The sequence below is a fragment of the Streptomyces sp. NPDC091682 genome, assembly GCF_044756625.1.
Taxonomy (GTDB): domain Bacteria; phylum Actinomycetota; class Actinomycetes; order Streptomycetales; family Streptomycetaceae; genus Streptomyces.
Genome location: NZ_JBIVTH010000035.1, coordinates 23,310 through 42,164, shown reverse-complemented (window position 1 = coordinate 42,164; position 18,855 = coordinate 23,310). Strand labels below are relative to the sequence as shown.

21 protein-coding genes and 1 pseudogene are annotated in these 18,855 nt (G+C 72.4%); 3 read left to right on the top strand and 19 right to left on the bottom strand.

Features of this window, described 5'->3' with window-relative positions; translation table 11 throughout:
- Together ACIQK6_RS40480 and ACIQK6_RS40475 are read left to right on the top strand one after the other, a co-directional pair.
- Positions 1-83: pseudogene (locus ACIQK6_RS40480) on the top strand (IS5/IS1182 family transposase); the annotation flags it as partial.
- A gap of 92 nt (positions 84-175) precedes the next feature.
- Positions 176-784: a hypothetical protein gene (locus tag ACIQK6_RS40475; protein WP_402697453.1), complete on the top strand. Its 609-nt coding sequence runs from the start codon at positions 176-178 to the stop codon at positions 782-784.
- Between the two features lie 89 nt (positions 785-873).
- Here the strand turns inward: ACIQK6_RS40475 and ACIQK6_RS40470 are convergent, their stop codons facing one another.
- The 19 genes from ACIQK6_RS40470 to ACIQK6_RS40380 form a co-directional block, all read right to left on the bottom strand.
- Positions 874-1,422 carry a hypothetical protein gene (locus ACIQK6_RS40470; protein ID WP_402697451.1) on the bottom strand — a complete coding sequence of 183 codons (549 nt, stop codon included), beginning with the start codon at positions 1,420-1,422 and terminating at the stop codon, positions 874-876.
- Positions 1,423-1,635: 213 nt separating this feature from the next.
- The gene (locus ACIQK6_RS40465) at positions 1,636-2,685 is read right to left on the bottom strand and encodes a collagen binding domain-containing protein (RefSeq protein ID WP_402697450.1); all 1,050 of its coding nucleotides are present in this window, start codon (positions 2,683-2,685) and stop codon (positions 1,636-1,638) included.
- Positions 2,686-2,765: 80 nt separating this feature from the next.
- Positions 2,766-4,454 carry a SpaA isopeptide-forming pilin-related protein gene (locus ACIQK6_RS40460; protein WP_402697448.1) on the bottom strand — a complete coding sequence of 563 codons (1,689 nt, stop codon included), beginning with the start codon at positions 4,452-4,454 and terminating at the stop codon, positions 2,766-2,768.
- A 105-nt stretch (positions 4,455-4,559) separates the two neighbouring features.
- Positions 4,560-5,036, bottom strand: coding sequence for a hypothetical protein (locus ACIQK6_RS40455; protein ID WP_402697446.1), 477 nt, complete (start codon positions 5,034-5,036; stop codon positions 4,560-4,562).
- Between the two features lie 20 nt (positions 5,037-5,056).
- The gene (locus ACIQK6_RS40450) at positions 5,057-5,866 is read right to left on the bottom strand and encodes a DUF317 domain-containing protein (protein WP_402697444.1); all 810 of its coding nucleotides are present in this window, start codon (positions 5,864-5,866) and stop codon (positions 5,057-5,059) included.
- A 65-nt stretch (positions 5,867-5,931) separates the two neighbouring features.
- Positions 5,932-7,140, bottom strand: coding sequence for a hypothetical protein (locus ACIQK6_RS40445; protein WP_402697442.1), 1,209 nt, complete (start codon positions 7,138-7,140; stop codon positions 5,932-5,934).
- 36 nt (positions 7,141-7,176) lie between these two features.
- Complete coding sequence (locus ACIQK6_RS40440; protein ID WP_402697440.1) at positions 7,177-8,436, bottom strand: MFS transporter; 1,260 nt, start codon at positions 8,434-8,436, stop codon at positions 7,177-7,179.
- An 83-nt stretch (positions 8,437-8,519) separates the two neighbouring features.
- Complete coding sequence (locus tag ACIQK6_RS40435) at positions 8,520-9,815, bottom strand: MFS transporter (RefSeq protein WP_402697439.1); 1,296 nt, start codon at positions 9,813-9,815, stop codon at positions 8,520-8,522.
- Positions 9,816-9,912: 97 nt separating this feature from the next.
- Positions 9,913-10,770: a winged helix-turn-helix transcriptional regulator gene (locus ACIQK6_RS40430; protein WP_402697437.1), complete on the bottom strand. Its 858-nt coding sequence runs from the start codon at positions 10,768-10,770 to the stop codon at positions 9,913-9,915.
- Positions 10,771-10,817: 47 nt separating this feature from the next.
- Positions 10,818-11,246 (bottom strand): hypothetical protein, encoded by a 429-nt coding sequence (locus ACIQK6_RS40425; protein ID WP_402697435.1) that lies wholly within the window; start codon positions 11,244-11,246, stop codon positions 10,818-10,820.
- On the bottom strand, positions 11,247-11,690 hold the full coding sequence (locus ACIQK6_RS40420) for a hypothetical protein (RefSeq protein ID WP_402697433.1): 444 nt from the start codon (positions 11,688-11,690) through the stop codon (positions 11,247-11,249). It abuts the gene before it with no gap.
- Positions 11,687-12,130, bottom strand: coding sequence for a hypothetical protein (locus tag ACIQK6_RS40415; protein WP_402697431.1), 444 nt, complete (start codon positions 12,128-12,130; stop codon positions 11,687-11,689). The genes ACIQK6_RS40420 and ACIQK6_RS40415 overlap by 4 nt, the downstream gene beginning before the upstream one ends.
- Positions 12,131-12,168: 38 nt before the next feature.
- Positions 12,169-12,474, bottom strand: coding sequence for an SH3 domain-containing protein (locus ACIQK6_RS40410; RefSeq protein WP_402697429.1), 306 nt, complete (start codon positions 12,472-12,474; stop codon positions 12,169-12,171).
- Positions 12,475-12,634: 160 nt separating this feature from the next.
- On the bottom strand, positions 12,635-13,342 hold the full coding sequence (locus ACIQK6_RS40405; protein ID WP_402697427.1) for a hypothetical protein: 708 nt from the start codon (positions 13,340-13,342) through the stop codon (positions 12,635-12,637).
- A 54-nt stretch (positions 13,343-13,396) separates the two neighbouring features.
- Positions 13,397-14,071, bottom strand: a complete 675-nt coding sequence (locus ACIQK6_RS40400) for a hypothetical protein (RefSeq protein ID WP_402697425.1) — start codon at positions 14,069-14,071, stop codon at positions 13,397-13,399.
- Positions 14,068-14,703 carry a DUF3631 domain-containing protein gene (locus ACIQK6_RS40395; RefSeq protein ID WP_402697423.1) on the bottom strand — a complete coding sequence of 212 codons (636 nt, stop codon included), beginning with the start codon at positions 14,701-14,703 and terminating at the stop codon, positions 14,068-14,070. Before ACIQK6_RS40395 ends, ACIQK6_RS40400 begins: the two co-directional genes overlap by 4 nt.
- A complete protein-coding gene (locus tag ACIQK6_RS40390) occupies positions 14,700-15,197 on the bottom strand; it encodes a hypothetical protein (protein WP_402697421.1) in 498 nt (165 codons plus the stop codon). Before ACIQK6_RS40390 ends, ACIQK6_RS40395 begins: the two co-directional genes overlap by 4 nt.
- On the bottom strand, positions 15,194-15,859 hold the full coding sequence (locus ACIQK6_RS40385; RefSeq protein ID WP_402697420.1) for a DUF4913 domain-containing protein: 666 nt from the start codon (positions 15,857-15,859) through the stop codon (positions 15,194-15,196). The genes ACIQK6_RS40390 and ACIQK6_RS40385 overlap by 4 nt, the downstream gene beginning before the upstream one ends.
- A gap of 132 nt (positions 15,860-15,991) precedes the next feature.
- Positions 15,992-16,747 (bottom strand): DNA-methyltransferase, encoded by a 756-nt coding sequence (locus tag ACIQK6_RS40380; protein ID WP_402697418.1) that lies wholly within the window; start codon positions 16,745-16,747, stop codon positions 15,992-15,994.
- A gap of 828 nt (positions 16,748-17,575) precedes the next feature.
- Between ACIQK6_RS40380 and ACIQK6_RS40375 the strand changes: the two genes are divergently transcribed.
- The gene (locus ACIQK6_RS40375; RefSeq protein WP_402697416.1) at positions 17,576-18,688 is read left to right on the top strand and encodes a C40 family peptidase; all 1,113 of its coding nucleotides are present in this window, start codon (positions 17,576-17,578) and stop codon (positions 18,686-18,688) included.
- Positions 18,689-18,855: the final 167 nt, after the last annotated feature.

Sequence of the window (18,855 nt, the reverse complement as noted above, 5' to 3'; positions counted from 1 at the left end):
GGATCTTCCGCAGGTCCCGATGCAGTCCCAACCGCATGACGTCAATCGCCAAGGCCGTCCTCACACTGGAGCTGCAACGCTGAAGAAGCTCATTGCCTGCGCGGTACCGGTCCTGGCCGACCCGATCGACGCCCGGCAGCACGGGCTTCTCTGCTTGCCGACGGCACACTTGAACTTGAACGGCCCGGTGGTCACCGCGTTCTCGGAGGAAGACAGCGCCGCTGGGACCAGCCGGACCGACGCCCTCGTCTTCTCCCTGGGCATCCACGGCGTCCTCATCGAGGCCCAGCTCGGCCAGCTCCACGAACGGTTCGCTCCCACCGAGGAGCAGCTATGCGACCAGCTCACCCACCCACCGCTCGCACCGGCCACTCGCATGCGAGGACTGGCTCGAGCCCTGCGCGCCTTCTGGGAGCACGACGACGACGTCGCGATCACCCTGGCCCTGCCCCGCATCGAGGGCTTGCTGCGTCGCCGGATTCAGGCCGCCGACATCGCCTTCATCCAGCACCACCAGGGCGACCGACGGGGCCAGGTCAGTCAACTCGGAGCCCTCATCACGGACATGGGCAAGGCTGGGTACCCCGAACCCTGGCCGACGGTCTTCCGGGCGCTCGTTGGCGGCCCCACCGACGGCATGAATCTGCGCAACAACGTGCTCCATGACCTGGTGGACACTCCACCCCGCCACCACATTGCGCTGGTGATGCAGGCCGCGCTCTCCTTGCTCTTCGTGCCGCTGGAGGACCGAGCCGACTCTGGCGCCCCGGCCGCAGACGAATGAACGCTCGCGAACCCCGGGGAGGCCTGTTCTGACGGGCAGCCCCCAGTGCGGCGTGTCAGAGAGAAACGACTTGTGCCCAAAGCGAACGATCAGCTCACCCGCCTGATCAGCCGGCGGATCCGTCCGATGGCGCCCTCCCGGCCGACGAGCTCCGTCGGAGAGAGAACGTACCGGATGCCCTCCAGCGCCCCAATCCCCCAGCGTCGCGAGGCATCCTCGTCCACCCAATTGGGGGCGTCGTCCGAGGGGCTGTTGTCGGTGCGCAGGACGCGCCACCGCGTGGCGACCGGGTCGTCGGCATCGTCCAAGTCGTGGCCCAGCCAGACCAGCTGCGCCTCCCACCGCCCGACGACATCAGGGTCCGTCTCCCCCTGCCGTCGCTCCACGAGGTCCTCGATCTGACCGCGGCCGATATCGCGCGGGTGGGTACCCGTCTCGCGGGCCAGGATGTAGAGCAACGTAGCCAGTCCGGCAGCGCCGTCGGCAAGTTCCCCGCCATCCGGATCACGTTCGTACGCGAAGGATCCGTCGGGCCATACCGGGCCGAGAATCTCTCGGGCGCGGTCCCATGCCGCTTGCCATTCCACGGGACCGCCTGCGCCTTGCCACCGTCGCGACCGCTCCTCCAGCATCGTCATAGGCCGCATTCTGCCGTCAGAAGGTGCCCATCGACAGGGCATTCCGGGTCCTCGCCCCTGAGGACGGCTCGTCGGAAGTCACCGTCGTGCGGCCGTTTGAGCGTACGCCGGCCATGGGCGAAGTCGCGCAGCTGACCTCCGGACAGCTGCGGGATCCCCAGCGCCAGGCGGCCCCAGGAACCTGTCTAGTTCCCGGGGCCGGTGGTGGTGAGGTCAGTTGTCGTCGGTGCGCCGGTGCTGGCCGGTGCCGGTCTCGCTCTCGTCGCTCTTATGGCGGCGTGCGGCGTAGACGGCGCCGCCTCCGGCGGCGAGGAGAAGGCCGCCGGTTGCGAGGAGCCATCCGTTGGTGCTGTCGGCGCCGGTGTGGGCGAGGAAGCCTTCGGGCTTGTGGTCGGGTGCGGTGGGGGTCGAGGTGGCGGTGCCGATGTCCGGGCTGCTGGAGGACGATGCGGTAGCGGTGGGCTCCCCGGTGCCGGTTGAGGACGAGGCGGTCGGCGTGGGCTGGGCAGTGGGGTCACCGGTGGGCTTGACCGTCGGCTTCCCGGTCGGATCCTCGGTGGGCTTGGCCGTGGCCGTGTTGGCCAGGGCCGCGGTGGTCTCGGCGCCGGGCTTGGCCGTGATCTCCACCGGGGTGGTCTCCAGCCGGTAGCCGTCCGGGGCCTTGGTCTCGGTGGCGGTGTAGGCGCTGCCGGTCTTCTTGCCGACGGGGAGCGGGGCCTTGGCGGTGCCGTCAGGGCCGGTGGTGAGGGTGAAGGCGCCCTTGTCGTCCTTGGCGTCCTTCGGGGCGATGTTGACGATGGCTCCGGCCAGGCCCTTGCCGGTGGCCTTGTCGGTGACCTTGAGGGTGAGGCCGGCGGGCCTGTACGGGTCGGTGATCGCCAGGACCTTGGGCTCGCCGGGGGCGACGACGACGTCCTGGTCGGGGACGGTGCCCAGCAGGGGGCTGCCGGAGGCGGTCTCCTTAAGGCGTACGACGCCGGGGGTGAGGTCGGAGAAGGCCAGGGTGCCGTCGGCGCCGGTCTTGCCCTCTGCGAGCGTCTTGCCCGCGGAGTCGAGCAGCTGGAAGGCGGCTCCGGGGGCGGGCTGGCCTTCGGGGTCCGTCTTGACGATGCGGAGTCCGGCCTTGTCCGCCGGCGCGGGGTCGCCCTGTGCCTTGGGGGCTTCGGCGGACGGGGAGGGGGCTGCGGTGGCGGTGGTGGCCAGGCCGGTCATGGCGGCGGCGGTCAGGGCGAGCGCGGTGAAAAGGAGAGGGCGATGCTTCATGAGGGGTGCTCCGGTCGGGATCAGGCGGTGCGGGACGGTGTGGCGCGGGCTCTGAAAGCGGGGCCCGGCAGCGCGGGGGGTCAGCTGGGGGCGTCGCCCGTACGGCGGCGGCGGTTGATCAGGTAGAGGCCGCCGCCTACGGCGAGCAGGGCGGTGGCTCCGCTGGCCAGCCAGGTGGTGGCGTCGGCGCCGGTGTGAGCGAGGGATCCGGGCGGCGTTGTCGGCGGGGTGGTGGCCGGGTGTGTCGCGGGCGGGGTGCTCGGGCTCGGCGGTGTGGTCTCGGTGGGCTTGTCGGCGAGGGTGACGGTGACGTCGGCGCCGGGCCGGGCGGTGAACGCGACCGGTGCGGCGTCGAGTTGGTAGCCGTCGGGGGCCTTGGTCTCGCTGGCCCAGTAGCGGGTGCCCGCCTTGAGCGTGACGTCGAGGGGGACGGTCGCGGTGCCGTCGGTCCCGGTGGTGAGGCTGGTGATCACCTTGCCGGGGGTGTGCTTGCTGCTCTTGTCCGTCTCGTCGGCGCGGATGGCGATGACCGCGCCCAGCAGGGTCTTGCCGGTGTTCTTGTCGGTCTTCTTCACCGACAGGCGGGCCTTCTTGAACGGGTCGACGAGGTCGAGGGGGTTGGCCTGGGCGGTGCGTCCGGCGGTGATGGTGATGGTCTGCTCGGGGATCAGGTCGTGGACGGGGCTGCCGGAGGAGGTCTCGCGCAGCCGGTAGGTGCTGGCGGGGAGCTTGTCGAAGACGAGGTTGCCCTGTTCGTCGGTCTTGCCTGCGGCGATCTGCTTGCCGTCGGAGTCCAAGAGCTGGAACGCGGCGCCGACCAGGCGGGTGCCTTCGGGGTCCTTCTTGCGGATTGTCACGCCGCCGGTGGCCTCGCGGACGGTGATGGCGGCGGAGTCCTTGATGCTGGTGGTGCCCCCGGCGAGCAGCATCCGCTGGGCGGCCGAGTTCTTGGGTGTGAGGACCTGCAGTGCGGTGGCGGGCAGTCCGTCGGCCGTCGCGGTGACGCTGGCGGTCCCGGGCTTCTCGGCAGTGAACTCCCAGGCGCCCGTGCCATGGTCGTTGGTGGTGACCTTGCCGGAGGCGGTGCCGGAGCCTGACTCGGCGAGCGTGACGGCGACCTTCGGGACGGGTGTACCGGCGGTGGTGGTGACCTTGACCGCGACGGTGACCTTCGTCCCGGCGGTCGTGGTCTTCACCGACGGCGTGATCTGGAGGGTGTAGGGGCCCGCGAGCTTCTTGGCCTCGGCGACGTAGCCCTGGGCGAGGGCGAGGGCGGTCGGGGAGACGACCGGGTACGCCAGGCGCTGCTTGCCTCGGTCGCCGTCGAGGGCGTAGGTGCCGCCGGCCAGGTACTCGTACACCACGGCGTCGACCGCGGCGGCCTGGGCGTTGTCGCGGGTCTGCCCGTACTTGCCGATCACGTAGGCGGCCTGTGCCAGGTTCTCCTTGGTGACGGGCTTCCCGGTCACCGACGACGTCCAGGACGGGACCGGCTGCGGGTCGCCGTAGCCTCCTGCGTCGGCCGGGCCCTTGCGTTCGGGGTCGGCGCAGTAGGTCTCGGTGTCGCCGTGGACGGCCGGGCCGGGCGGGCCGTAGGCGCCGATGTGGCTGGAGGCCGCATGCCCTTCGGAGTCCGGGATGGTGTAGCCGGGGCCCAGCACCGCTGGGGCGTCCGGGGAGGCCACGGCCTGCGCGGGCAGCAGGGTGCCCGCGGCCAGAGCTGCGACGGCGACAGCCAGGTGAGCGGGGCGGGCGAGGCGAAGGCTCATATGTGGGAAGAGGTCCTGTCGGTGAAGAAGGGAATGAGGGTGCGGACGCTGGTGCGTCAGCGGATGCCGCGGGCCGGCGGCGGCAGCCGGGTGGAAGGGGTCCGCCTAACGTGCCCGTGCCGGGGAGGTCCGTGCCTGCGGCACGGGAGCCGTGACGGGATGCGGCCTGATGCGTAGCGGCGGGGCGCCGGGGATCCACAGGCGTACGTACTGGTCGATCGCGGCTCGCAGCCGCGTGACGCCGATGCCGGCCCAGGGCGGGTGCTCGCTGTGGTTCCAGTCGGTGAAGGTGCCGTATCCGTCCTGGCCGGGTTTCTTGCCGCGCCGCCGGTCGCGGACGTCGAAGGCGCCGTGTTCGACGAAGCGCAGCACGGCGGTGTCGATCGGCCCCTGTTCCAGGTGCACGACCTGCAGGCGCAGCCCGTCGTAGCGCCCTGCGTGGATCGTGGGGGCGAAGTCGATGCGCAGCCGCAGCGGGAGGTCCGGCACGGGGGCGGCGTAGTAGGCGTCGCCGACGACGGCGGCCTCGGGGTACGGCAGCGTGAGGTGGTCGGCGAACAGCTGCTCGGTGAACAGGGCCACAGGGCTTCCTCGTTGGTTGGTCAGCGCCGTGCGGCGGGGCGTGCGGGCAGGGCGGCGGAGGGGGTGGTGGCGGTGCTCCAGCGCGGAATGCTGCCGACCGGGACGGGCGGGCGGACTCCGAGGCGGGGGCGGAGGTCGCGGGGCGTTGGCACCGGCGGGCGGGGCGGTACGACGGGCGTGAGCTGGGCGCGGGCGGCGAGCTCGGGGTGGAGGCTCTCGCGCCAGCGGGCCACGGGAGTCGGATCGGTGAAGGCTGCCGCCGTGGCGGCGATGAGGTGGGAGGGCGTACGGGGGCTGAAGGTTATGTCCGCGCGGGTGCCCCAGCCCGGAGGGCCGGCCCACAGCTGCGTCCCGTCCTCCAGGTCGCGGCGCGAGCGGTTGATGTAGACCCCGGCGTTGCCGTCGGGGGTGGCCAGCTCCACGGTGCCGAGCTCAGCGCCCGTGCGCTCCCAGCCGGCCGCGACCAGCGGTGCCACGCTCTCAGCCCAGTACGGCGACGGGGCCGTGAGGAAGCGGTCCTGACCGTCGGCCCAGTCCTGAGCGAGCGCGGCGGTCAGGGCCGCGACGAGCTCGGGCGGGGTGTTCTGGTTGACGATCGCGGTCCACTGGGGTCCGGAGACGGCGTCCGGCGCGGCGCTGATGGTCCACAGGTCGTAGTCGTCTCCGGCCCAGCCGATCCGGATGCGGTGGTCCGGGCTGGTCACGACGAGTTGGTGCGGGCCTTCGTCGAGGTGGTGGTGGGGCCAGTGCGCGACGGGCTCGAAGCCGGGATCGCCGTAGCCGGGTGATCCGGCGAGGTATCGGGGCGTGACGTGAACGTCGCCTTCCACGGGTGTAGCGGCGGTGGTTCGGGGGGCGGGTGTGGGCAAGGGCGTCTCCTGGCGGAAAGGGGCGGTCAGCGGGCGGCGAGGGCAACGGTGGAGGCGAGGACCGCGCGGGGAGCGATCGCGGAGGGCAGGACGATGTCGGGCCTGCGGATGGCGGCCAGGTCGGCGAGGACCTCGCGCTTGGCCTGGGCACGCAGTGCCGGGGTGAAGACGTCCCCCTCGAGCCTGCCGTCCGCGGTCGCGTACGGGCGGAGCCGGGCCAGGATGCGGGCGGCGGCGGCCGGGTGCTCGGCGACGAGGCGGTCGAGGGCTGCGTCCAGGGCCTGGCTTCGCAGGCTGTGGTCGGGAGCGGCGCGGCGCCGGTCGGTGACTGTTCCCGCGTACTGGTGGATCAGTCGGGTGTGTTCGGCCCGGCGCTGCCAGATGGCGACCAGGAACCGGCGCGCGTTGAGGATCTTGAAGGCGTCCTGTTCGGGCATGTGGGAGAAGTCGCTGGGCAGGGCGCCCAGGGCGGAGGGACTGGAGGCGCGGGCCACCGGCACGGTCAGGCTGACCAGTTCGTCCAGTGCCGTGTTCCAGCGCCGCTGCAGCAGCGGGTGGCGCAGCGCGGGGTCACGGTCGTTCTGGTCGCGGGCGTCGTCGGCGACGGCACTGCGGAAGGCCACAACTCCCCTGGCCAGCAGCTGCTCTACGCCCGGTGTGCTGGGGGCGGTGAGGTGGCCGTCGGCCCAGCCTTCCTCGATGGTGTCGAAGATGTCCTTGGCGAGCGGGCGTGCGGGCAGCCCCGCGTCGGCCTGGGCCTGGGCGAGGAGCTGCGTGAAGCGGGCGGGGTAGGCATGGGCGAGCCAGCCTCGGGCGGTGGTGACCGTGTCGGTGGACGGAGCCCCCGCGGCAGCGCCGCGCGTACGGTCTTCGGCTCGGCGCAGCGCGGCGGTTTCCCGGTGGACCTGGTGGCGGGCGGTGCGTACCTTCCGCAGCTGGCGGGAGGTACGGGCGGTGCGCGGGTCTCGGCGGTAGGTCATCCGCTCGACGGCGACCTGCAGGTCGCCCTCGGCGAAGGTGAGCGCATCGCGCAGGTCGTGGAGGCGGCCGGGAGCGTGGAGGAGGTCGTGCTGGGCGGGGCGCAGGTAGCCGGCGGCGTCGGCGATCGCTGCCGTCACCAGGTGATCGAAGCGGTCCTGCAGGTAGTCGGAGAACGCCGTGTCGTCGAGGTCGGCGACTTCGCGCAGGCGGAGGCGTCGGTGCTGCGGCTGGAGGGAGTCGGAGGTCGCGTGCATCGTGGTCCTTTTCGAGGGGTTGGAGGCTGGGGCGGTTCAGGCGGGGACCGGGCGGCGTGTGGCCGGATGGGTGCGGAGTTTCGCGAAGGACACGGCAAGTCCTGCGGCCTGCAGGACGGCGCAGGCGGTGATGGCGTGGCCGAGCAGGTCGGGCGGGGTGAGCGCGACCAGGGCTCCGGCGAGGGGGAACGGAGCGAGCAGCAGCAGGATGATCAGGCTGAGGGTGCTGCCGAACACCTCGGCGGGGACGAGGTGGGCGCGCAGGGTGCGCAGCACCACGGTCATGCCCGCCTCGCCGGCCATCAGCAGTGCCACCAGGACCAGGAAGGTGGTGTAGGTGTCGGCGGCTGCCAGGGCCAGGCAGGCCAGGGAGGCGAGGGCGGCTGCGGTTGCGCCGACCGGCCACAGGCCGGCTCGGTCGATTGCGAACCGGGCGAGGGCGACCATGGCCAGGGAGGCGACGGCGGCGGCTGACCAGACGAGGCCGACCTGGCTGCTGGTGCCGCCGAGTTGCTGGATGACCAGGACGGGCCCGGCGGCCTGCACGAGGCCGATCGCGGTGTTCGACAGCAGCAGTCCGACGCACAGCCAGCCCAGAGCAGGCAGTGAGCGCAGGGTCCGCCAGCCGATCCTGAGTCCCTGGGCGACGGGGACCGGGGCGTCCTGGGGCCAGGCGGGGCGCTGGCGCGGGGCCAGGGCCGCGCCGAGCAGGGAGCAGGCGGCAATGGTCAGGAGCATGCCGGTGGCACCGGTGTACTGCAGCAGGACACCGGCCAGGGCCGGGCCGGCCAGCGTGGCGCCCTGGTCGATGCCCAGCAGGACGGCCTGGACGCGGTGGGCGTGGCCTCCGGCGTCCCGGCTCGCGGCGCCGCCCGCGGTCTCGGCCGCGATGTAGGAGAACTCCGTGAGGACGCCGGTCAACGCGGCGAGCAGCATGACCGTGGCGATGGCGGCGGTACCGCCGACGGTGGGGAGCACGAGGGCGGCGGCCAGGACGACGAGCGCGCGCAGGACCGAGGCGATGCGCAGGACCCGGGTGCTGCCGAAGCGGTCCACGGCTGCGCCGGCGAGGGCGAACGCGCCGAGGCGGGGCACCCATTCGAGCATGAAGGCGATGCCGGTCAGGGTGGCCGAGTCGGTGACGGCCAGGACCAGCAGCGGGATGCCGTACGTGCTCATCGCGAAGGCGCCGGCATCGGCGGTGCGCGGGACGTAGACGCCTCGTACGGGTCCGAAGGCGGGGACGCGGACGTGTCGGCCGGTGGGTGGCCGCAGGGCGGCGTGCTTGGGAGGCATCGTGTTTCCGGGGAGGGTGGGACGGATACATTCGGGGGCCGGACCGTCGGGGTTGTGACCGTCGGGCCGGGCGGCAACGGCCTTTAGTGGCCGGGGCCGTGAGCGGGTGCAGGGAATGCGTCGTGCGGGACCGGGGGGCGTGGCCGGGAGTGGCGCGGGCGCCGGTGGCGGCCCAGGCGACGGCCGGGGCCGAGCTTGGGGCGGGCGACGATCAGCACGGTGAGCGCGGTGGCGGCGCCTGCCGCGGGCAGGGCGGCGAGGACCTGCGGGCTGTGCGAGAGGGCTCCGGCGAGCGCGGTGCCGGCAGCCTGTCCTGTGCCGACCGAGAGGATCAGCCAGGCATACGCCTCGGTGGTGCGGGAGGTGGGGGCCAGGGCGTCCACCGTGTGGAAGCCGTTGGTGATGATCAAGGTGAGGAACAGCCCCGGTATCCCGGCGAGCGCGACGGCCGCTCGGGGGCCGGGGTCGGCCAGCAGGGGCAGCCAGCCGAGAAGGAACAGGGTGCTGGTGGTGATCAGTTGGGTGGTCGTGGTGCCGGGCCACGTCCTGCGTGCGTAGACCAGGCCGCCCAGGAAGCTGCCGGTGGAGAACGCGGCCGGCAGTACCCCGGAGAGGGTGGCCATCTGGTGCGTGGCGGCCATGTCCGCGGCCCAGACGTTCATCGCACCGAGCGCGAACCCGGTCCCGGCGAGTGCGGTGAACAGCAGGACCAGGCCCGTGCTCATGAGGCGGCCGGTGCCCGAGGGCCCGTCTGCGGCTGGGCGCCAGTACCTCGACGGGCCGGCGCTCAGGACGATGGCCGATCCCGCGAGCCCGAGGGCCGCGGTGGCCCGCAGGGCGGTGTCGGGGTTGTGCGCGGTGGCCAGCCACGAGGCGAGGAGGGGGCCCACGATGTAGAGGAGCCCTTGGGAGCCGGTGTCTAGGGCCTGCACGACGCGGCGCCGCCCCGAATCGGGCAAGACCATCGGCCACAACGCGCGAAGGCCGGCCTCCAGCGGTGGGGTGATCAGCCCCGCGAACCCCACGACCGCGGTCACGGCCGCCGGCTGTCCGTCTGCCCCGATCCACGGGAGCGCCACCAGGCAGGAGGAGTTGAGCAGGACGGCCGGAACGGAGACGCGGGTCTGCCCGTACCGGTCCATCAGCCTGCCCTTGACCGGCTGCGAGAGCCCCGAGGCCAGCCCGTAGATCGCGGCGAGGAGTCCGGCGAAGGCCAGCGTCCCGCCGCCCGCAGTGATCCACAAGACCAGCGAGACGGGGACCATGCCGTTGGGCAGGCGCCCGATCAGGGTGCCCCCGAGCAGGCGGGCCACGTACCGGCTGCCCAGTACGGCCCCGTACGTGGCCGATGGAGCGGTTGCGGTCGAGCGAGCGGTCAACGGGCGGGGCTTTCCGTCAGGGCTCAGCGCCAGGGCGCCGGGAGCGAAGGGGATACCGGCGGCGGGCGGCCGGAAGGTGGCAGGGAGCGGGTGGGGTTCATCGGCTCGGTCCGCTGGTGGCTGCGGAGAACAGCTCGCCGGGCCGCCAGGCGGTGGCCGGGGCGGGGGCCGGCGGCTGGCGCACGGCGACGGCCTGGTTGGTCTGTCGGGCCTGGTGGGCTGCCCACTGTCCGGAGCGGGCGGCGGCCGGGATGCGGGGTGTGCCCCACACGGGGTGGGTCTCGGCGTCCGGGAGCGGGCGGGCGCTGGCCCAGGTCGACAGGGCCCGGTAGATCGGGGCGAGGGCCTGGCCCGGAGCGGTCAGCCGCAGGGAGGCGACGTCATCGCGGGAGACAGAGACGATGCCGTCGTCGATGAGCCGCCGGATCGGCGAGTAGATCGCGCTGGGACTGTGGTCGGCCATCGCCTCGGCGGAGAGCGCGGCCATGGTCGTGGTCCCGCGGGCCTTGAGGGTCCACAGCAGCACGGTGGCGTGCCGGTGGCCGATCACGGCGAGGGTGTCCTCGGCGTTCTGCGCGGCCGAGATCCTCTCCGGTTCGGTCTTCCCGGTCACGCGGTTGAGGACGAGGTTCTTCTCCAGGTGCGCGTCGCCCCAGCCCGCCAGGGCGGTCAAGGACGGCATCAGTTCCCGGCCGCGGGCGGTCAGACCGTAGGTGACGTGCAGGCGGGTCTGAGCGGTGCGTTCGACGAGTCCGGCATCGGACAGCGCCCGCAGCCGGGGGTGGAGCTGACCGTCAGCGAGCCACGGCAGGTGCTCCTTGAGCTTGGTGTAGCGCAGCGGGCCGGGCTGGGAGGCGAGCGTCATCAGCACCCACACGCTCCAGCGCGGCGCGATCATCTCCAGCGCCTCGGCAACGCGGGGCAGGTCGGTAGAGGGCAGGCGGGCAGCAGCCAATGCAGGAACTCCAGACGGGCGGGATGGTCGAGAGGAAGAAAGGGGGGTCAGCGCGAGCGGGCGGGCTCGGTGGGCGCGGCCGGAGGCGGGGCCGGTGCGACGGCCAGGGCCTGGGGCGCAGCGGATGCCTGGGAGGTGGCGTCGTCGGGGACGCGGACCAGGCTGTTCAGCACGTCGCCGAGGACCTGGGCGTGGGAGTCGCGGACGGTGACGGCATGGGCCAGGCGGCGGGTGGCGTCGGCGATGTGGCTGACGTCCACGAATTCGATCGCGCGGTCGGGGTGAGTCAGCCGGTGGAGCTGCTCGGCGTGGAAGGTGACGGCACGGTCGGCGTACTGCAGGGCGTCGAAGCTGTTGAGCAGGGCGTGCCGCATGCTGCCGGGCACGGCGTCCGCGGCGAGTTCGGCAACCGGGCGGCCGTAGAGGGCTCCGATGCGCTCGCCCGCAGCTCGGGAGGCAGCGTACGGATCGGGCACTCAGCCTCCCCGGACCGCCGCTCCAACTCCGGCCCCGGCAGGGACCGGCGGGAGACTGCTGCTCGCAACTGCCGGCCGGACCGTGACCGGGGCGGCGGGCGGGCGGACTGCTGGCGGTGGCATCGCGGCGAGCAGCTTGTCCAGTGCGGTCCGGTAGCTGCTGCGCGCTGCCAGCGCCGCCTCCAGCCACTCGGCGTCGAACCGCAGCGCATCGGAACTCAGCAGGTCCAGCTGCGCGTCGGGGGCCATCGCCGCGTGGACGCGGTCACGGACCCGTACGACCTGCGCCTCGGCCAGGGCGAGGAAGACGCGCAGCTCCAGGGCCCGGACCAGGGCCGGCGATGCTCCGGGGCGGACCGCGCGATCGTGGAGCTCGTTCAGCGGCCCGCCGAACACGCCTTCCAGGCGGGCGTCCTGGGTGCTGGGCCTGTGTCCGTCACTCATCGGACACCGCCCCGGATCCGCGCGGGCTGTGCCGGAACGGGGGTGGGCAGCGTGGTTGTCATCCGGGGCTCGAAGCGCTGCTGGATGCGGGCCTGCTCGGCGGGGGCCTGCAGGAGGAACCGGAGCGTCATGGCCCTGCCGTCGCGGGCGGCAACTGCGTGGTTGACCCGGTGGGCCAGCTCCATCACCGGATCGTCCAGCTGATCCCCGACTGCTGTCTCCAGCGCCGTGACCAGCGCGTCCTCGGCAGTCTCCAGCACCTGCTGGGCCTGGGAGAGCAGCCCGTACCAGTGGACCGCCTGGGTGGCACCGGGATGAGCCTGGGGGGCGGCGTGGACGGCCAGGGTCAGCTCGCTCAGGCCGAGGCCGAACTGGGCCTCGATCCGGGCGGCGAAAAGGCCGAGCACGTCGCCGTCGAAGACGTCGGGGATGTCGGACACGAAAGGGAGCTCCTGGGAGAAGGGAACGTACGGGCGGGTCAGTTCGGGCGAAGGCCGTCGTCAAGGCGGAGGTCACCGTCGTCGACCCAGCCCGTGATGCCCGAGGCGGTGGTGACGTGCAGCCAGACACCGTCGGTGACAGAAGCCGTGAACGGCTCCCCGCGTCGCAGCACACCCACGGCCGTGGAGTCGCCGTCGGCACGGGCATGGACGGCGACGGCGAGCACCGGCTCGGCCAGCCCGGCCGTACCGGGCGCGACGGGGCGGAGTACCGCGGTGGCGGAGGAACGGGATGGGGCGCCGCCCAGGACGGTGGCGGTGATGGACGCGGGTGTGTGGCACACAGCGGATGGCTCCAGACCAGGCAGAACAACAGGAAGTGACCGCCCTCAGCGGGTCGGTGGTGTTGCAAAGGGTCCGGAGAATCCCCGGTTTCCGAAACCGGGACTTCGCCGCTATATTGCGCGCCGCCGATCCGCTGAAACGGGGCCGAGCGGAGATCGTTCAGCGGCCGTGTGGCCGTCGAGATGCCTGCGGCACGGGTGTCGCCGAGGCGATGCGGACCGGGCTGCGGCGTGCGGTCGGAGCCGGCGGCGGCAACGCCGGGGCCTCCTCGTCCGACCACGCCTCCCACCAATCGACCGCGGCGTCGTACGTCTCGAACCCGCCTTCCCGCAGGGTGTGGGTGTTGGAGTCCCAGTCGAACCGCTCCAGCAGGATCCGGAACTCCGGCACCGCCTGGGGGTCAAGGGAGCGCAGCATCACCACCGTCTCCACGGGTTCGCGCATGTCGGCGGTGTAGCTGGCCAGCAGTGCGAAGTGGTCACCGTCGCCACGGACGCGTGCCTCCAGGGCCCGGGTCACCTCGTCTGCGGGGTCGTGCACACCCTCCTGCGGGCTCAGCGCATCGGAGGGACAGCCGCGGGCTATCAGGTACGACTGGGCCATCGCATACAGCGGGAGCTCCTTGGAGTCGACCTCGAAGGTACGGGCGCTCAGGTCACGGGAGATGTGAACGGCGCGAAGCTGCGGGCTTCCCGGAATGCCCCAGGTAGCTCCCTCGTCGAGGAGCACGAAGTAGCTGTCGGCGTCCGTGCGGTGCTCGCCGACCACCTTCAAGGAGGAAATACCGAGATCGTGGTGGTGCTGCTCGTGCCCGTCGTCAGCGGGCTCGAAGCCGTCGAGTTCGTAGTCGGGTTCGTGAGGAGACACGTGGGGCGGGCTGCTTTCTGCAGGCGGGAGAGACGTACCGCGTGCGCCTTGCAGTCAGTGGTGTCGGGCTGGGGCCGGCCAGGCTCCGGCCGGGCGGGCGGGCACAGGGGCGGCCATGGCCGGTGAGCGGCGGGTGCCGAGCAGGGCGGTCCTGCCGGTGTCGGTCAGGGAGACCGGCTGGCCGACGGTCAGGGCCCGGGAGGTGTCCCGGGTGACCAGCCCGTGGGCCTCCAGGCGCTGGAACGCGGGAAGTTCGACGAGACGGCCCTGGACGGTGCGGACCGAGACCCGATGGGTGAGGAGGTGTTCGCGCATCGTGCCGCCGCCGGCGAGCGAGAGGAGCGCGGCGAAGTCGCGGGGCGTCAGCTCTTCGTCAGCGGGGGCGGGGGCCGGGGCGGCGGCCTTGACCGCCTCCAAGGCGGCGGCGACACCCTCCTGCAGCCGGTCGCGAGCGGCCGTGGCCTGGGCCAGGTCGTGCACGGTCCGCCGCAGGCGGTCCAGGAGCGGGGCATCCACGGGGTAGCTGCCTGAGGACAGGCGCATCATCAGGTTGCAGTGGTAGGCGACCGCGCCCTCGGCGGTCACCAGGTCCCGGTGCACGGCAGCGAGCGCAGCTCGCTCGGGCGGGAGCAGCCCGCTCAGGTGGTCGTGGTGCAGGACGGCCAGGTCGCCCACAACTTGCTCGATGGCGGCGTCCAGGGCAGTTGCCGGGGATTCGCGGACGGTCACGACGGCCGGCAGTCGCAGTCCGCCGGGATGGCAGCCAGCAGGGCCGAGCGGCGGTAGGACTTGCGGCGACGGCCGTCGCCGTGGGTGATGTCGCGGCTGGCCACTTCGTACGGGCGCAGCAGGGCGGCCAGGCGGGTCTGGGTAAGGTCGCCGTAGGTCCAGCGGCCCTCGGCGATGCCCGGCAGGGTGCGCAGCTCCGCGACGAGGTCGGCAGAGGAAAGCGCGTCCGGGCTGCCGTAGCGGGCGAAGGCGTCCAGGCAGGCGGCCAGGATGCATGGGGCGGCGAATGCGGAGACCGTGTTCTCGGCGGGGCGGCCAAGGGCGGTCGGCTGCTGCTCGGAGTCGGTGCACGGCGGGCAGCAGCTGTCGGCGCTCAGGAGGTGCGAGACCTGCTGGCCCGCCTTGGCGTGCTCGACGAGCAGGTTAGTCAGGTCGTCGAGTTCCTGGTCCTGGGCGGCGGCGGTGGGCTGCGGTCGGCTGGCCCAGGCGCTCAGTTCCGCCTCCACCTCCAGCTGACGCTCGCGTGCATCCAGCAGGGCCTGGTGGCGCGGGTGCGGAGCCGGGCGGGGCTCGAGGAGGGTCGCCATCAGAGCCTGGAGCAGGGAGGAGGACTGGGCGGTGAGGTTGGTCATCGCGAAGGACCCTTCGGGGAAGTCGTGGTGATGCGGGCGGGCACGGGAAGTCCGGGGACCGGGAAAGCCGGGGCCGGAGGCGCCGTCGGGACGGCAGGGCGCGGGCGGACTTGCGGAGAGAGGGAGCGAGCCGCGTACGCGCGGGGCCCGGCTGCGGGGCGGGGGCGGCCGACGCGGGTCCGGACGGTGTCGTAGATGTCGTGCTTGGCGCGGGGGCGTACGGCGACGACGTGGATGTCCGTGGGGTGGCTGGACCCGCGCGGGGCCGGGCGGTGGGCGTAGACGATGCGCCACTCGACGCGGGAGCCGAGGTAGAGCTTGCGGTACCCGGACAGCTCCCCGGTCAGCTTGCCGCCCCTCACCTCGGCGCGGACCACGTCCTGGATGAGGGCGAGCCCCAGGTCCCGCATGTCGCCCGGGGCCGCCAGCAAGTCGTTCAGCGCCTCAGGGTGGAAGGACAGCCCGAACGCCGGGGGCTGGGATGGGTGTGTCACGTGGCGGCCCCGACCGGCGAGGATCCGGCGTCAGCCTGCTGGGCTTCGGCATCGCGGGCTGCGGACTTCGCGGACGGGCCCGGGCCACGCAGCAGGCGGTGCTCCGGACGCTCCGGGGCAGTCTGGCAGGCGCTCAGGGGCCCGCCGGGGGCTCGGACGTAGGCCAGGCAGTGGGTGAGGTAGTCCCGGTGCCACACGGCCATGCCACTCAGGCCGGCCTCGGGGTCCTTGTGCTGCTGGTAGGCCAGCCACAGCGCGTGCAGCCACGCAACGACGTCGAGGTGCTCCTGCCACTGGTCACACCACGGTGCGGCCGTGGTGACCTCGGCGCCGTAGACGTCCATGAGGTGGTCGTCCACCCAGTCGGTGAGCGCAGCCAGCTCGTCCTCGAACTCCTCGCCCTCCAGCTCCAGGATGGGCTTGGGGTCCGGCGGCGGGGCCGGGGCGGCGTACGGGGGCATGCCGGGGAATCCCGCGAAGGGCATGCTCGCGGCCATCGGGTCGGCGGGCGGGGCGGAGGCCAGCGTGTCGATCAGGCGTGCCTGCTCGGCCGACTGGTCCAGCAGCTTGCGCACCGACGCCTCGATCGATTCGAGGTCGCCTTCCGGCAGACGGACCGGCTCTATTTCCCCGCCATGACGGGGCTCAGCAGATTCGGACACGAAAGGGGTTCTCCTTGCAGCCGGGGCCGTGGAATCAGTGGCTCCGATGGTCCGGAGAATCCCCGGTTTCGGAAACCGGGGATCTGCCGCTATATTCCGCCCCGCCGCAATCCGGCCGGTGATGCGGGCCGGTCAGGAGGTCAGGTCGAAATCGCCCTGGGAATGCACCTGCTGGAGGGTCTCGGTGAGGCGGTCGGATGCGACAGCCGCGTACTGACTGGTCTTCTCGATACCGATGAAGCTCCGGCCCTCCAGCAGGGCGGCGACCCCGGTGCTGCCCGATCCGGCACAGAAGTCCAGGACGGTGCCGCCCGGCGGGGCGATCTTCACCAGCTGCCGCATCACCTCGACGGGCTTCTGCGTGATGTGCCGGCGTGCCTTGCCCGAGGGCTGCGAGGCGCTGAACATCCCCGGCAGGTAGACCGGGTTCGCGGCGGCGTCGATCTTGCCCTTCGCTCCCCAGACGATGTACTCGGTGTCCTGGCGGAACTTGCCCTTCTGCGGCCTGGCCTGCGGCTTGTGCCACGCCAGGAGGCCCAACCAAAGCCATCCGGCCGCCTGGAAAGCATCCGTCGTGGCCGGCAGCTGGCGCCAGTCAGTGAACAGCAGTCCAGTGCCGCCAGGCTTCGTCACACGGTGGGCCTCGGTCATGATCTGCGTCAGCCAGAGCGTGTACGAGCGCTGGTCCATGTTCTCGCCGGTGAAGTCCGGCAGGGCGTGCTGGGCGTCCGCGGAGACGTACTTCTGGCGGGCGGAGCGGCTCGTGCGCTCCTTCGCCGTCCGGCCGCCGCTGTTGTACGGCGGGTCGGTGATGACCGAGTCAGCGCAGCCGTCGGGCAGTGTCGCGAGCACGGTCAGCGCGTCGCCCTGGTGGAGGGAAAACGACAAAAGGGGACCCCAATTCGATGAGGGATGCGGGTGGAATGCTCCGGACCGCGCAGAGGCACACGGCAGTACAAGCCGGTGGCGCGCGGGGAGGCCCAAACTGTAGGTCACAATCCCCGGTTGGGAAGCATCGCGGGCCACGAAGCCCGGAATCTCACGGATTTCGGCGGCGATTTCGGTGACCGGGGATTCGGGCTTACTGTCGTGTCACTGCCCGGCGGACACCGCCGATGGCGTACCCCTTCCCCCTTTCCCTCTCCCGCAGGAGGCCCCTGTGTTCCGTCCGTGACCCCGCACGCGGCCATCGCCGCCGCCCCGTCGCACCCCGCCCGCCGCAGACATGAGACGGAGACCGCCCATGTACCGCCCCTGCTGACCTCGCCCGCATCCCCCGCAACTCCGCAGGACTGGAGGTCCCCCTGATGTTCCGCCCGTAACCCCCACCGGCCTGGTGCGCGAGGCAACGCCCACCCGGCACACCCAGATCCCCCCGGCTTCCCGCCCCCGCACCGCTCCAGGAGTTCGCTGATGTTCCGCCCGTAAGACGCCCCCGCATCCCCCTTCTTCACCGGCCCGCCGCCGCGGCCCGATCCCTGCACCTTCCTGGAGGCACGCCCATGTTCCGCCCGTAACTCCCCACGTCCCGCCGGGTGCGTGAGCCAACACGCAACCGAGCCGGGGCCCTCCGCCCGCCTCCACCGCTCCGGCCGCACGGCCCTTCCCCTCTCACACCGTGCGGCCGGGGCCCACCCCCGAGGACCTCACCGTGACCCGTTCCTCCCCATCCCCGAGCACCATCCCCGCGGCCCGCCGACCGGAGGCCGCCCGGGAGTGAAAGGCATCGCCGCCGCGATCGGCGCGCTCTGCCTCTCCCCCTTCCTGCTGGCCGGCACCGCCGTGCTCGCCGCAGCCGCGAGCGACTCCTCGGGCCAGGGCACCTCCTGCTTCAACAAGTCGGTCGACACCGACGCCGTACGGCGCCAAGTCGCCTCCGTTCTCGGCGGATCCGGCGCCCAGAAGGTCCACGTCGATGGCCTTGACCTGCCCGACGAGCAGATACCCCACGCCCGCACCATCGTCGCCACCGGCATCACGCTCGAAGTACCCGCGCGCGGCCAGATCGTGGCCCTGGCCACCGCCATTCAGGAAAGCCGACTGCGCAACCTCAACTACGGCGACCGCGACTCGCTGGGCTTGTTCCAGCAGCGGCCCAGCCAGGGGTGGGGCACTCCCGCCCAGGTCCGCGACCCCGTCTACGCCAGCACGAAGTTCTACCAGGGCCTGCTGAAGGTCCCCGGCTGGCAGCAGATGACGATCACGCAGGCCGCGCAGGCCGTCCAACTGAGCGGCTTTCCCGACGCGTACGCCCAGTGGGAGCCCCTCGCCCGCGCGCTGCAGCAGGCCATCGCCCCGACGCTGAAGGGTGCCCAGCCGCCCGCCGACGGCCAGACCCCAAGCCTCCCGGCAACAGACCCGTGCACCCCGGGCGAAGACGGCAGCGGCTCCGGACCGATCCCCGAAGGAGCCGTCCCCAAGGGCTACTCGATCCCCGCCGACGCCGATCCCCGCGCCAAGACGGCCATCACGTGGGCCATGAACCAGCTCGGCACCCTCTACCAGTGGGGCGGTTCCTGCCTCGCGCCCCACGGCCCGGACCCCATGGGCCGGTGCGACTGCAGCTCGCTGACCCAGCAGGCGTACAAGAAGGCCGGGATCACCCTGACCCGGACCACGTACACCCAGGTCAAGGAAGGCAACGCGGTCCCGCTGAACCAACTTCGCCCCGGCGACCTGCTGTTCAGCCGCGGCACCCCCGCCGTCCCCGAGCACGTCGGCATCTACGCCGGCCACGGCTACGTCATCGAGGCCCCGCGTACCGGAAAGCCGGTCCGCTTCGCCACCGTCGCGGATTTCGCCGCGCACAGCGCACGCCGCCTCCCGTGACACCGGTCCGCCCGGCCAGCCCATGAGGCACCGGGCGGACCGGACCACCTTCGCGCCGCAGAGCGCCCCCTTCCCCTCCCCCTTCTTCCTGTTCCCCGGCAGGGCCCGTCGTGTCCTGCGCATGCAAGGAGCGCACCCCCATCTCCCCCGCCAACCTCACCCCACCC